Below are 12661 nucleotides of genomic sequence, written 5' to 3'. Positions count from 1 at the left end.
CGTTCAACAAAATGGGAAATCAGGCGACAGACTGTCGATCGGCCGCGCCTGTACCAGCAAGTAGTCCCGTCGGACCCCCGCCGGAGCCGTTCCCGCGAGACGGACGGCCCGGCCCCGCGAGAGCCTGTTGATCACAAGTCGGCCACATGCCCCTTTCCGGTCCCCCGGCCCTCGTCGTGCTCCGCGAAGACTGCCTCCACTGAGCGAGGCCGCCGGCGCCTCGCCCGCGCCGATCGAGGGAGACCATGTCCAGGCCCCAGCTCGCCCACGGGTCGTTGGCGTCACTGACGGCGGTGCTCACGCTGCTGACCACCGGCTGCGCGGAACAGGCCGCAAAGGCCGACGGAGTGCAGGCGAACGCCGATGCCTGCCGGGCGGCCGGCGGCTGGTCGGCCGAGAGGCGGGCGGAGTGGCTGCGGGTGTCGTTCCCCGACGAGGCGGCGGCCGAGGACGCGGCGGCGGTGATCGGTCCGCACACCGGCGCGCCCCTGTGCGAACCGATCACGGTGCAGGTCCAGTTCTGGGAGGCCACCGCCACGTCGGCGGGGACGAACCTGAGGTCCGTCCTGCGCTTCCGCCTGGCCACCGACGGGAGCAGCCCCCGGACCATCGGCTTCCCCGCGGGCCTCGCACCGGGGGAACGCGACGACTGCACCGGCCTCCTCATGGCGGCGTACCCGGGCAGGCCTCTGGGGCGGACCGAACTCCCCTCCGCCACAAGTCGTTTGACGCCCGCCTCCACGACGGCGGACACGGCGTTCCGCACCACCCGAATCGCCGCCCAGCGCCTCCTCCCACCGAAGACCGCGTGCGGCACACCCGCAGACCCCACCCCGAACCCCTGGGGCATCGACCATCCGTGACCGCTCGCACGGGCGATCATGTCGGCGGCAGATCGCCGATCCGATGCGCGGACGCTCCGCTCATCGACGCAGGGACGTGCGCACCCGTCTACGCCGGTTCGGTGAACTGGTCGAACACCATCACCGCGGCCCGGGTGGCGAGGGACCAGTGGTCCCGTCCTTCCGGGTCCTCAAGGTTGGGATGTCCGGCGATCCAGCGCATGTGGAAGCCGTCGAGCAGGGCGGCGATGGTGGTGGCGAGATGTTCGATCTTGTAGGGCGCGCGCATGCGCAGCCCGTAGGCGTCCAGCAGCGCCTGGTACGCCTCGCAGGCGACCTCGGTGAACGACTCGCCGTAGTGCCCCAGGGCGTCGCGGACGCGCGGGTTGGCGGCACTGGCGTAGAAGCCGAGCAGCACACGGTAGACCGGGTCCACACGGTGGTTCTCGTGGTTGTCCGTCAGGACGTCGTTGAGAGCCTCCTGCCAGGTCGTACCGCTGTCGACCGCCTCCTTGAAACGGCGGATGCTCTCCGGCAGCCCCGGGACCAGTTCGGCCTGCCGGCTGGTGAGGTGGAAGAGGAGATCTGCCTGGAAGTCGGCCTGCGCGGGCCAGATCTGGTAGATGGATCCGGTCGTGATCGCCGGTGCCGTGTCGTCGCCCAGCCTCTCCCGCATGATGCGGGTGGCCTCCTCGGTGACCCGCTTGACGCGGATGTGAGCGAGGGCCGCGGAGACGGCCTCTTCGCTCGTGTCGGAGGCGCCGGCGCAGACGAGTTCGGTGGCCGCTTCCAGCATGAGGGCCCGAGTCTCTTCGGGTGAGCGCCGGGGGAGCCTGCGTCTCGCGGCGCGCTCCGTCATGTCCTTCTCCTCCCATTTCATGATCGTTAATTCGGTGTGAACCGAGGCGTTGACAGGGCGCCAGCGTACACCTAGATTCCCGATCCGTAAGAAAGTTACGAAACTCGAAAGCGCCGGTCACCTGGCCTTTCGAAGCTCCTCGGGCTGGACCGAGGCACCGGTCGTCCCGGTGCGCCGCCCTGCTCTCCTCCGCCTTCCGCACTCTCCCCGCATGCCGTGCCGGGCACCGCCCTGCCGTTTCCGATCCTGGAGGATCCCGCATGCCCGCAATCTCACGTCCCCTCAGACTCGGCCTCGTCTCCGCCGCCATGGCGCCCCTGCTGGGCGTCGCCGCGTGCAGCGGATCGGGCACCGGCGCACCTTCGTCGTCCGGCGCCTCCGGAGGTGGCTCCTCCGCGACGTCGGACTCCCGCTCGGCGAGTGACGTCGTGACCGACTACCTCGGCTACGTCGGTGGAAAGGCGGGCAAGGCCGACGCCGGCCTCGCCCCGGTCACCCTGGGCTGGGTGAACGTCGAAGGCGGCCCCGGCGGCAACCCCGAAGCCACCCTGGGTGCCCGTGCCGCCGTGAAGTACGTCAACGATGAGCTGGGCGGCATCGGCGGACACCCGCTGAAGCTGAACGTCTGCACGGTGGTCTCCGCCGAGGAGGAGGGACAGAAGTGCGGCCAGCAACTGCTGGGCGACAAGCAGGTCTCCGCCATCGGCGTCGGCAATCTCTACCTCGGCGACGCCTCCTTCAACTCCGTGATCGCGGGGAAGAAGCCCGTGCTGGTCGGAGTGGCCACGGGGCCGACCATGCCCACCGCGAAGAACACCTTCAGCACGTTCGGCGACCTGCCGCACATCTTCGGCACCTGGGGCACGTACGCCCGTGACGTGCTGAAGGCGAAGACCGCGGCGGTGATCCACACGAGCACCCCAGGCGACAAGATCGCCTCCGGGGCGGCGGTGAAGGGCCTGAAGGCCGCCGGCCTGAAGGTGAAGTCCGTCGGATTCGACGCGCAGTCCACCGACCTGATCGGCCCGGTCACCGCGGCCGGGGCGAACACCGCGGACGTCGTGGTCCCCATCTCCATCGGTGGCGGATGCGTCGGCATAGCCAAGGCACTGAAGCAGCTCAATGTCACCAAGCCGGTGGTCTCCACGCCCCTGTGCATGTCCCCCGATGTGGCCCAAGGGCTCGGCGGGGATCTGCCCACCTGGACGTACGGCGTCGCCCAGACGCTGCCGATGGACAACTCGGCCGCCGACTCCAAGGCGTACCTGAAGGCCTCGGCGCAGGCCGGGCTGGGCAAGGACGACCAGTCCAAGGTCTTCGCGCCGCTGGGCTGGAGCACGATCCTGACGTACGCGAAGGTGCTCAACGCCATCGGCCCGGACAAGATCACCCCCGCGTCGGTGACCGAACAGCTCAAGAAGTTCCCCGGGCCGGTCGTCATGGGCGCCGCAGAGGTCGAGTGCGGCAAGTACCCGGACGCCCCCGCCGTCTGCAACGACCAGGCGAGGTTCTACCAGTACGAGGGCAAGGGCCAGTTCAAGCCCCTGACCGACTGGATCCGCCCGCCCCAGTGAGACCCGCCCTCCCCCGCCGCCACCGCTGAGGCCACGCGCCTCCCCTGACGCAGCCTCAGCGGTGCGGACTCGCGGACCCGCGGACTCATGACAGGAGTCATGAATTGGAACAGATCCTGCTCTTCGCCGTGCTCGGCCTCGGCCAGGGGGCACTCATCGCCGGCATCGCGCTCGGCGTGGTGGTCACCTACCGGGGCTCGGGCATCATCAACCTGTCCACCGGCGCCGTCGCCATGGCCTCGGCCTATGCCTTCTGGGCCCTGACCACCGGTTTCTTCGGGCTCACGCTGCCCGTCGTGCCCGCTCTCGTCGGGGCCCTCGCGGTCGCGCTCGCCGTCGGAGTGCTGACAGAGGTGGCGGTCTTCAAGCCGCTGCGCACCGTCTCGCCCCTGGCCAAACTCGCGGCCTCCCTCGGCGTCCTGCTCACCCTGCAGGCCACCGTGCTCCTGGTCTTCGGGGTGCAGCCGCAGCAGGCACCGAGCATCCTTCCGGCCGGCACCGTCACCATGCTGGGCATCACCACACCCTCCGACCGCTTCGTCCTGGCGGGACTGGTCGTCGTGATCGCCCTGGTCCTCGGGGCCCTGTACCGGTGGAGCCGCTTCGGCCTGGCCACCCGCGCGGCCTCGGAGAACGAACAGGCCGCTCTGCTCGCAGGCCTGTCGCCCAACAGCGTCTCGATGGCCAACACGCTCCTGGCCGCCCTGGTCGCCGGGCTGCTCGGTGTCCTGGCTGCGCCCATCGTCCAGGTCGACTCCATGACGCTTCCGCTGCAGGTGGTCCCGGCCCTGGCCGCCGCCCTCTTCGCCGGGTTCACCTCGCTGTGGATCGCCTGCGGCGCGGGGATCCTCATCGGAGTGCTCCAGTCGATCGTGTACTACCTGTCCACACAGAGCTGGTTCCCGACCGACAACGGCAACGCCATGCCCGGCCTCCAGCAGCTTCTCGTCTTCGCCCTGATGGTCGTCGCCCTGTACGTGCGGGGCGCCGGTCTGCCGCGCCGCGGTGAACTCGTCGAACAGCGGCTGCCCGCGGTGCCCTTGCCGGAGCGGCTGCTGCGTCCCGCTCTGATGTCCGCCACGGTCGCCGCCGCCGCACTGATAGTGCTCCCGTTCGACTTCCGCCAGGCACTCACGAACTCGTTGATCGGCATGGTCATCGTCCTGTCCTACGTCGTCATCACCGGCTACGTCGGACAGATCTCCGTGATGCAGCTCGCGCTCTCCGGAACGGCGGGCTTCGTCCTCTCCCGCCTCTCGGTCGGGTGGGGCATCCCGTTCCCGTTCTCCGCCATCGGCGCGATGGTGCTGGCCACACTGCTCGGGGTGGCCGCGGGCGTCTCAGCCCTGCGGGTGCGGGGCGTGAGCCTCGCCGTCGTCACCCTGGCCGCGGCCCTGGCCATGGAACAGGCACTGTTCAACAACACCTCGTTCGGCGGAACGGCCGGAGTGTCCGTACCCCCGCCGAGCCTGTTCGGGATCGACCTCGGTCCGAAAGCGGACTTCCGCGGCCTGGACGGCAACGAACCCAGCCCCATGTTCGGCTTCCTCGTCCTGGCCGTCACCGTCGCCCTCGGACTGTACGTCGCCCACCTGCGGCGCACCGGACTCGGGCGGCGGATGCTCGCCGTCCGCTCCAACGAGCGCGCCGCCGCGGCAGCCGGTGTCGACGTCCGGGCCGTGAAGATCGCCGCGTTCACCATCAGTTCCTTCATCGCCAGCGCCGCCGGAACCCTCTACGGCTACAACTTCGGCTCGGTCAGCGCCGCCCGGTTCACCGCCCTGGCCGCACTCGGCCTGATCGGTTTCGCCTACATCGGCGGCATCACCATGGTGTCCGGAGCCGTGTTCGCGGGGCTGATGTCCACCGAGGCGCTGCTGCCCCACGCACTGGACAAGTGGTTCGGGATCAAGGGGACCTGGGCCCTGCTCTTCGGCGGCGTCTCCCTGATCGTGACGCTGATCGCCAACCCCGACGGCATCGCGGGCGCCGCCCACCGCCGCAGGGCGGCGAAGAGGGCGAGACGCGCGGCGGCCACGACGGGACCACCGGCCGACGGCGCATCCGCCGTCGGCTCCCCGGAGATCCACCTCGGCCGTACTCCCGCCGACACCAAGGAGGTCGCACCGTGAACGTACTCTCCGTCCAGCAGCTGGGCGTCAGCTACGGCGGCGTCCACGCGCTCAGCGACGTCTCCCTGGAGGTCGGCGAGGGCCAACTCGTGGGGCTCATCGGCCCCAACGGGGCCGGCAAGACCACCTTCGTGGACGCGGTCACCGGTCTCGTCACCGCCCGGGGACGGGTGGAACTGGACGGCAAGGACCTGACCGGACGGCCGCCCCATGTACGAGCCCGCCGAGGGCTCGCCCGCACCTTCCAGAGCAGCGAACTCTTCGAGGACCTCACGGTCGCGGAGAACCTCCAGGTCACGGCGGACCCCTCGACGTGGTGGACCGCGCTCGGCGAGACCTTCGGCCGCCGCCCCTCCCCGAACCCCGCCGTCCCTCAGGCCCTCGCGGCCCTGGGACTCGAGGACCTGGCCGACGCCTCGGCGCACGAACTGTCCCAGGGCAGACGCAAACTCGTCGGTGTGGCAAGGGCCTTGGCAGCCCGTCCCCGCGTCATCTGTCTGGACGAACCCGCGGCCGGCCTGGACACGACGGAGAGCGCCGAACTCGGACACAGACTGCGCGCGGTCGCCGACGCCGGTACCTCGCTGCTCCTCATCGACCACGACATGAGCCTCGTGATGGGCATCTGCGACCACGTCGTCGTCCTGGAGTTCGGCAAGGTGATCGCCTCCGGGACACCGGCACAGGTCCGAACCGACCCCGCCGTCGTGACCGCCTACCTCGGGGCATCCGCCGTACAGCCCGCCACCACGTCCGGCACTTCGGCCGACGGCTCCGCCGAGGCCCTCACCAGCACACCGGAGACAGCATGAGCACCCCAGTCCTGAAGGTGGCCGGACTCACCGCCGGATACGACGGAGCCGCCGTCATCCGCGGGCTCGACCTCGAAGTGGGCGCGGGAGAGGTCGTCGCCCTCCTCGGGGCCAACGGAGCGGGGAAGACCACCACGCTCAAGACCGTCTCCGCGCTGCTGCGCCCCCTCGCCGGCACGATCACTTTCAACGGGACGGACCTCGGCAGGACCCCGGCAGCGACCCGCGCCCGCCTCGGCATCGCCCACGTCCCGGAAGGACGCGGCATCTTCTCCGGCCTCACGGTGGCGGAGCACCTGCGCCTCGGTCACCGGGGCGAGCGCCTCGACCAGGCGGCCGCCCAGCGTTACTTCCCCGCCCTGTCCCGCCTCCAGGACCGCAAGGCAGGATTGCTCTCCGGCGGCGAGCAACAGATGCTCGCCATGGGGCGAGCGCTGGCCCGCGGCCCCAAGCTGCTCCTGCTCGACGAACTCAGCCTGGGCCTTGCACCCATCATCGTCGAGGAGTTGCTGCCCATCGTCAGGCGCTATGCCGACGACACCGGCTGCGGGGTGCTGCTCGTCGAACAGCACGTCGGCCTCGCCCTCGACATCGCCGACCGCGGCTACGTCCTCTCCCACGGCGAGATCACCGCGCACGCCTCCGCCCGGGAACTCCGGGCCGACCAGTCCCGGATCATCGCCGGCTACCTCGGCGAGCAGCACGCCTGACCCGGCCGGCGGGCACAACCGCCGTACACCACACCCGCCGTGAGCCTGAACCACTCGGGCCGGCCCACCCTCTGCCGCTCGGCCGGGCTCTCAGGGCTGCCCGCGTACCCAAGACAAGGAACCCGATGTTCACCTTCGAAAGCGAAGACGGCGTCCAGATCCACGTGCACGAGTGGAAGCCGGACACGCCCCCGCGCGCCGTCGTCCAGATCGCCCACGGCATGGGAGAGCACGCCGGCCGTTACGCCCCCCTCGCGGCAGCACTGACCGCCCAGGGTTACGCCGTCTATGCCAACGATCACCGCGGACACGGGCTGAGCAGGCACGCCGAGCCCGGTCATCTCGGTGACGACGGCTGGAACCGACTCGTCGGTGACATGGTCACCCTGTCGGAGACCATCCGCGAACAGCACCCCGGCCTGCCCCTGGTGCTGCTCGGACACAGCCTCGGTTCCTTCGCCTCGCAGCAGTACGTCCTGGACCACGCCCACCTGATCGACGCACTCGCCCTCGCCGGTACCACCGCGGTCGACGCCATGCTCGCGGCACAGGCGCAGGAGGCCGCGGCAGGAGAAGACCCGTTGCTCGCGCTCAACAGGGCGTTCGAGCCCGGCCGTACGCCGTTCGACTGGCTGAGCCGGGACGAACCGGCCGTCGACGCCTACCTCGCCGACCCCCTGTGCGGCTTCAGCCTCGACGCCCAGGGCATGGCCGGCATCACCCTCGCCTCGGCGTCACTGGCCAGGCCCAAGGGCATCCCGGCGGAGCTGCCCGTCTGCGTCCTCGTCGGGGATCACGACCCGCTGAACGCCGGTCTCTCCCTCAGCAACCTGCTCGTCGAACGCTACGGCGAGGCCGGCGTCACCGACGTGACCTACCTCATCTATCCCGCAGCCCGCCACGAACTGTTCCACGAGACCAACAAACAGGAGATCGTCAGCGACCTGCTGGCCTGGCTGAACCGCGTCCTCACCTGAGCGGGTCGGCCATCGGCCGCACTAATGACCAGATGTACATTAAGAGAGTGAGCAGTGAACCGCCCGGCGTCCCTGCCGTCGCGAGGAGACGCGTCCGCGCCCCCGAAATCCACCGCGAGGCGATCCTGGAGGCGGCGCGGGCCGCGTTCGCCGAGCGGGGCTACACCCGTGCAACCATCCGGGAGATCGCGGGGCGGGCCGGTGTCACCCACGGTCTGGTCATGCGGCACTTCGGCTCGAAGGAGCAGCTGTTCCTCGCGGCCGTGCCCGGCCCCCGCGACCTGCCCGAACTGCTCCCCGGCCCACCGGAGACCATGCCGGACCGGATCGCACGGGCCTTCGTCGAACGTATGGAACACGCCGACGGCAACGATCCGTTCCTCGCGCTGATCCGCAGCGCCGCTTCCGACGAGCAGGCCGCGACCGACCTGTACGCGGCGATGCGGCGCAGCAGCATGGAGGCATACCGCACGGTGCTGAGCGGGCCCGACGCGGACGAGCGTGTCGACCTGCTGGCCTCCCAGCTCATCGGCGTCATCTTCAGCCGGTACGTGCTGCGCGACGGCCCGGTAGCCGAGATGCCGCCGGACCGGCTCGTGGCGTACCTGACGCGCACCATCCGGTGCCTTCTCGAGCCCGTCGATCCTCCCGAGTCCTTCGAAGGGACCTCCCCGTCATGACGGAACAGGGCCTCGCCCACGTCGCGTTACCCGCGTCCCTCACCGGCCGGGCGGTCCTGCCGTCGGACACTCGCTACGAGCGGGTGCGCCACGGATACGTGCACCGGGGCGCCCCGGCCGTGGTGATCTTCCCCGAGAGCGTGGAGGAGACGGCCGAGGCACTGGCGTACGCCCGCGGCAAGGGCACAGTGGTGTCCGTGCGCAGCGGCGGGCATGGCATCAGCGGACGGTCGACCAACGACGGCGGTGTCGTCGTCGATGTCTCCCGCCTCGACCACGTCGCGGTGCTGGACCGGACGCGACGCCGGGTCCGGATCGGAGCGGGCGCCCGCTGGGGCGCAGTCGCGCAGTTCCTCGCCCCGCACGGGCTCGCCGTCAGCTCCGGAGACACCGGCGACGTGGGCGTGGGCGGGCTGGTGACCGCAGGCGGCATGGGCTGGTTCGCGCGGCGGGACGGGCTGACCATCGACCATGTGACGGCCGTCGAACTCGTCCTGGCCGACGGCACGTTCGTCCGTGCCGACGCGGAGCACCACCCCGATCTGTTCTGGGCGGTCCGGGGCGCGGGCGGCAACTTCGGCGTGGTCACGGCGGTGGAGCTGGAGGCGTCCGAGACAGGTGACGTCGTCTTCGCCAACCTGGTCTTCGACGCGCGGGAGACCGCGTCGCTCGTCGAGGAGTGGGCGGCCGTTCTCGAGGCCGCGCCCCGCGAGCTCACGAGCTTCCTCACCCTCATGCCCGCCGCACCGGGCCGCCCGGCCATGGCTCACGTGGCCGCGGTGTACGCCGGAGACCGCCCGGACGCCGCTCAGCGGGTGTTGGCTCCCCTCCTCGGCCTGGGCCCGATGCTGCACCAGGAGGCGGTGCTCGCCCCGTACCCGGCGCTGGTGCCGGTCGGCGGCGCCCCGCACCGAGGCCAGGGCCTGGGTGCCACCCGCTCGGGACTGCTCGACCGCGTCTCCACGCACACCGCCCGCTCCCTCGCGGACGCGCTGGCTTCGGAGCAGGTGCTGATGGGGCAGTTCCGTTCGGTGGGCTGCGCGGTCAACGACGTCAGTGCCTCGGCCACCGCCTACCCCCACCGGACCCAGAACTTCCACCTGCTCTCCGCGACCGTGCCCGACCGGGAGCGCTCCCTCGACGCCCACTGGGCCCGGCTCGCCCCGGAGGTGAACGGCGTGTACCTCAGCTTCGACACCCGCCGTTCCCCCGAGGCCCTCGCCGAGGCGTTCCCCGAGTCGGCCCTGACCCGGCTGCGCGCGCTCAAGGCCCGGTACGACCCGGACAACGTGTTCGACCGCAACTTCCCGCTGCGGTGAGAGCGGTCTCCGGGGCGTACGGGCTGTTCAGGCCTCGCCGTGTGTGCGGGCGCCGTCGATCGCCGCCTGGTACGACGTGGCCGCCATCTCCTTGAACTGCTGGAGCCGGGGCACGTGCGCCGACTTGGTCAGCTCCGCGTGCAGGAAGGTGAGGTCGCCGGCGAGGCCCACCATGCTGAGCGCCGCCTTCAGGTACGGCTCCTGGTGGTCGAATTCGTGACGGGGCGTGCCCGGCCCGTAGGCGCCGCCGCGAGCGGAGGCCACCACGACCCTCTTGCCGGAGAGCGGGCCCTGGCCGGTGGCCGGGTCGGCGATCAGCGGCGCGATGAGGACGCGGTCGAACCACACCTTGAACGTGGACGGCACCGAGAAGTTGTACATCGGCACGCCGAGCAGGATGGTGTCGGCCGTAAGGAGTTCCTCGATCAGCGGCCAGGTCACCGCCCAGCTCGCTTCCTCCTCGGGCGTGCGCGCGGCCGCGCGGGCCGTCGCCAAGTCGCGTATGCCCTCCGTCTCCAGGCGGTGCATGACCTCGATCTGCGCGTGGTCGACATGCGGTACGGGGTCGGCGGCCAGGTCACGGTAGACGTAGCGGCCGTCGGGGTTGGCCTTGCGCCAGGTCTCCGCGAACTCACCCGAGATCTGGCGGGAGACCGAGCCCCGGCGGGGGCTGGAGTCGAGATGAAGCAGTACGGGCATGGCGGAAGTCCCTTGTCCGGTAGGCGCGTTGAGGGGGTGTCGATCTCCATTGAAGTCGCAGGCAGGACCGTTGTCCCGTAATCTGGCGTGTTACTTCTTAACCAGAAGCGTTAGCGAGGATGACGGTGCTGGACGTACGGAAACTGGTGCTGCTGCGCGAGGTGGGGGCCCGGGGCTCGATCGCCGCGGCCGCGCAGGCACTGAACTACACGCGTTCCGCGGTCTCCCAGCAGCTGTCCGCACTGGAGTCGGAGACCGGCGCCGCGCTGCTGGACCGTGGCAGCAAACGGGCCGAGCTGACCGCCGCCGGACGACTGCTGGTGGCGCACACCGAGCGCGTCCTCGCCCAACTCGAGGCCGCAGAGGCACAGTTGAATGCCCGAGACGGCAAGGTCACCGGTGAGCTGCGGGTGGGCGTACCGCTCCACGAGGGTCCGGCCCTGCTGGTGCCGGCCTTGAACCGGTTGCGCGTACGTCATCCGGAACTGCGCATCACCCTGCACGGCGTCGACCCCGACGAGGGCCGGCAGACGGTCCGGCTCGGGCGGCTCGACGCCGTCCTGGCCTCCGGCTACCCGCAGGTGCCCGAGCCACGGGTGCCGGGGCTGTACGAGGAGGAGGTGCTCAGTGACCGCATCCGCCTGGCCGTCGCGCCCGGTCACCCGCTCGCCCGGAGCGAGGAGCCGCGTGCCCTCGCCGAGTTCGCGGAGCAGCCGTGGCTGCTGGACCGGACGTCCAGGCTCGGACAGCTGGTCCTGCACCTGTGCGCCGACGCCGGTTTCGCCCCCGACATCGTCTCCGACATCGGGGACATGCAGGCCGTGTTCGGACTGGTCTCGATGGGCTGGGGCGTGGCGCTCGTCCCCGATCTGGTGCCCGACCGGCCGGGGCATCCGGTGGCCCGCATCGCGCTGAAGGGCATCCGGCCCAGCCGCCGGATCACCCTCGTGGTACGTGAGGGCGCCCTGGACAGCCCGCCGGTGGCGGCCCTGCTGCCGGCGGTACGGGAGGCGGCCGACGAACTGCGTCGATCCTCGGCAGGCCAGAACCACCACCCCACGACGGACGAACTCCGCTCCCTGGGGGCCGGCGAACTCCGCCGAGGCGAGGCCGGCGACACCCCCGGCCCGCAGCCGACGAGCCGGGTCGGCCGACGGCCGGGGAAACCTCCTCGGCCCACGGAGTGACGGCTCGTCAGCCGTCACCTGACCGACCGCACCCAGACCGGCCGACCACCCCCACACCGACCGACCACCCGCTTCCGCCCCCGCGACCGGCTCGCTCCCGGCGCCGCCCCGGCCGCAGGCGTCAGCCGGCTGCGGCGGTCAGCGAGGATGGCTGCCCAGGCCGCACCTCCGGGCCGAGGCCCGGGGTGAGGATACGCAGCACGTACATGTCGGCGGCCCGACGCGGCGACGCGGCCGCGATGGCCGCGTGGTCGGGGAGCCCTGCCTCGGTGACCTCGCGGGCGGCCGTGGCGGTGGAGGCGGCGGTCCGGATGCGGGCCCCGGGCAGCCGGGTGCGTGCGCCGGTTCCCGGCCCGGAGGGACCGTCGGCAGCGGCAGGCGCAGCGCGGTCTGTGTGAAGGTCTCCTCCGGACCCGGTCGGGCGTGCGTCGTCGTCGCCCGTCAGCTCTCGATCACTCGGTGGAACGCGACGGTGTCGAAGATGTCCTCCATGCGGACGGCCCGCCCGTCGCGCAGGACCCAGGAGTGCACGAACGGCTGGGTCTCCGTGTGACCGCTCAGGGAGGTGATGTCCCGGCGGCCGAAGACGACCACACGGTCGCCCTCCCGGATGAACTCGCCCGGGTGCAGCCGTATGCCGCCGAGGACGGTGGGCACCCGCGCGAGGAACTCCTTGACACCGGCGTGCCCGTGCTTGGTGCCGCCGAGGCCGTACTTGTCCATCCCCTCGGGGTGCACCCACTCGATGTCCGGGTCGAAGACAGTCAGGAGCGCGTTCACATCGCGGGCCGCGAAGGCGGCGTAGGCGGCGTGGATCGGTGCCAGTGGATCCGTGCTGTGGGTACCGCCGCTGCTGTCGGTCATGACGGG

Annotated in this window: 12 protein-coding genes; 9 read left to right on the top strand and 3 right to left on the bottom strand. The window is 71.0% G+C overall.

The window, feature by feature from the left end:
* The first annotated feature begins 245 nt into the window (after positions 1-245).
* Positions 246-863 carry a hypothetical protein gene (locus GWK25_RS19835; protein WP_215451887.1) on the top strand — a complete coding sequence of 206 codons (618 nt, stop codon included), beginning with the start codon at positions 246-248 and terminating at the stop codon, positions 861-863.
* Between the two features lie 88 nt (positions 864-951).
* Here the strand turns inward: GWK25_RS19835 and GWK25_RS19830 are convergent, their stop codons facing one another.
* Complete coding sequence (locus GWK25_RS19830) at positions 952-1701, bottom strand: hypothetical protein (protein ID WP_251828943.1); 750 nt, start codon at positions 1699-1701, stop codon at positions 952-954.
* A 260-nt stretch (positions 1702-1961) separates the two neighbouring features.
* Here GWK25_RS19830 and GWK25_RS19825 point away from each other — a divergent pair, with 260 nt between their 5' ends.
* The 7 genes from GWK25_RS19825 (at position 1962) to GWK25_RS19795 (ending at position 9905) form a co-directional block, all read left to right on the top strand.
* Positions 1962-3275: an ABC transporter substrate-binding protein gene (locus GWK25_RS19825; protein WP_215451886.1), complete on the top strand. Its 1314-nt coding sequence runs from the start codon at positions 1962-1964 to the stop codon at positions 3273-3275.
* A 104-nt stretch (positions 3276-3379) separates the two neighbouring features.
* Positions 3380-5407, top strand: coding sequence for an ABC transporter permease (locus GWK25_RS19820; RefSeq protein ID WP_215451885.1), 2028 nt, complete (start codon positions 3380-3382; stop codon positions 5405-5407).
* Positions 5404-6219 carry an ABC transporter ATP-binding protein gene (locus tag GWK25_RS19815; RefSeq protein ID WP_215451884.1) on the top strand — a complete coding sequence of 272 codons (816 nt, stop codon included), beginning with the start codon at positions 5404-5406 and terminating at the stop codon, positions 6217-6219. Before GWK25_RS19820 ends, GWK25_RS19815 begins: the two co-directional genes overlap by 4 nt.
* On the top strand, positions 6216-6929 hold the full coding sequence (locus tag GWK25_RS19810) for an ABC transporter ATP-binding protein (RefSeq protein WP_215451883.1): 714 nt from the start codon (positions 6216-6218) through the stop codon (positions 6927-6929). The genes GWK25_RS19815 and GWK25_RS19810 overlap by 4 nt, the downstream gene beginning before the upstream one ends.
* Before the next feature lie 125 nt (positions 6930-7054).
* Positions 7055-7906: an alpha/beta hydrolase gene (locus GWK25_RS19805; RefSeq protein ID WP_215451882.1), complete on the top strand. Its 852-nt coding sequence runs from the start codon at positions 7055-7057 to the stop codon at positions 7904-7906.
* A gap of 47 nt (positions 7907-7953) precedes the next feature.
* Complete coding sequence (locus GWK25_RS19800) at positions 7954-8586, top strand: TetR family transcriptional regulator (RefSeq protein ID WP_308404268.1); 633 nt, start codon at positions 7954-7956, stop codon at positions 8584-8586.
* Positions 8583-9905 carry an FAD-binding oxidoreductase gene (locus tag GWK25_RS19795; protein ID WP_215451880.1) on the top strand — a complete coding sequence of 441 codons (1323 nt, stop codon included), beginning with the start codon at positions 8583-8585 and terminating at the stop codon, positions 9903-9905. The genes GWK25_RS19800 and GWK25_RS19795 overlap by 4 nt, the downstream gene beginning before the upstream one ends.
* A gap of 27 nt (positions 9906-9932) precedes the next feature.
* Here the strand turns inward: GWK25_RS19795 and GWK25_RS19790 are convergent, their stop codons facing one another.
* Positions 9933-10604 carry an FMN-dependent NADH-azoreductase gene (locus tag GWK25_RS19790; RefSeq protein WP_215451879.1) on the bottom strand — a complete coding sequence of 224 codons (672 nt, stop codon included), beginning with the start codon at positions 10602-10604 and terminating at the stop codon, positions 9933-9935.
* A 119-nt stretch (positions 10605-10723) separates the two neighbouring features.
* Between GWK25_RS19790 and GWK25_RS19785 the strand changes: the two genes are divergently transcribed.
* The gene (locus tag GWK25_RS19785; protein ID WP_251828942.1) at positions 10724-11791 is read left to right on the top strand and encodes a LysR family transcriptional regulator; all 1068 of its coding nucleotides are present in this window, start codon (positions 10724-10726) and stop codon (positions 11789-11791) included.
* Positions 11792-12232: 441 nt separating this feature from the next.
* Here GWK25_RS19785 and GWK25_RS19780 read toward each other — a convergent pair whose 3' ends face one another.
* A complete protein-coding gene (locus GWK25_RS19780; RefSeq protein ID WP_215451878.1) occupies positions 12233-12655 on the bottom strand; it encodes a nuclear transport factor 2 family protein in 423 nt (140 codons plus the stop codon).
* Between the last annotated feature and the right edge of the window lie 6 nt (positions 12656-12661).

The sequence above is a fragment of the Streptomyces sp. ATCC 21386 genome, assembly GCF_018728545.1.
In the GTDB taxonomy this organism is placed as follows: domain Bacteria; phylum Actinomycetota; class Actinomycetes; order Streptomycetales; family Streptomycetaceae; genus Streptomyces.
This window is presented reverse-complemented; position numbering and strand designations above follow the sequence as displayed.